1 protein-coding gene is annotated in these 882 nt (G+C 47.8%); it reads right to left on the reverse strand.

The window, feature by feature from the left end; genetic code table 11:
• On the reverse strand, positions 1 to 863 hold an 863-nt coding region (locus N1032_RS24305; protein WP_259543057.1), incomplete at its 3' end, for a hypothetical protein.
• Between the last annotated feature and the right edge of the window lie 19 nt (positions 864 to 882).

Raw genomic sequence — 882 nt, forward strand, 5'->3', positions numbered from 1 at the left:
ATATTATCCGTCGTGTCCCCGGTAAGAATCTGGATAAAAAAGTTTCTCCAGGCTTCCAGTTCGGAAACGAAATGTGGAGGAACTTCGGGCTGGTTCTCACCACAAGACCAACGGTAGTGCCAACCCGGTGTAACCAACAGATCTTTATCGCGAGTACAGATGATAGTATTACCAGTGCGTCTTTGTCTTTCGGCAAGGTAATCATCGGCCTCTCGACCATTAACGACAACATGAGGTTGAGTTTCCTTTAGATAATCATTAACAGTGATCCAATGCTCCGGCTTTTCAAAACCGTCCCTATTGCCCTTGTATTTCTGTACAGAGGCGACACCGAATCGAAAATTACCGGAGCCACTAAAGACACACATATGCTTAACACCACCCGTCGCCGCATTGATGCGTAAGACTTTTTCTTCGCACCTTTTTTGAATAAACTCAGCAGCTGCGGGTATACGGTAGCCTTTGACGAACGCGTGATTGGTGGTAATTGCTCCCAGCTCATAGCGAAGAACGTCTGAGTCAATGAGAGCAATTTCATATGTTTTATCCTTCGATACTTGGGGACACAGATTCAGTCTCGTCCATGACGGCAAAGGGTTCCGTTGCTGTGGTTGCAGTGTTGACAAAAGCTGAAGACCAGTGGTACGCTGCTGGGGCAATGTCTGTGTCAGATACATCTCGTACGCTTGGTCGACTGGATGCTTCTCCACGTCCTGCTGCTCTTGCTCGGAATCCTGCTTCTGCTCGACGTAAGGTGTCTGCGAAACTAGGACTTCCACGTCTGGTTGTGACTCGTGCTCGCATTCTTGGTGCGTCGTCTTCGACAGGCTCTTCTGGTTCTGCTGTTGTTCTGCTATCTTCATAATTATCTAGAATCCTTCC

Source organism: Herbiconiux daphne (genome assembly GCF_024979295.1).
Classification (GTDB): Bacteria; Actinomycetota; Actinomycetes; order Actinomycetales; family Microbacteriaceae; genus Herbiconiux; species Herbiconiux daphnes.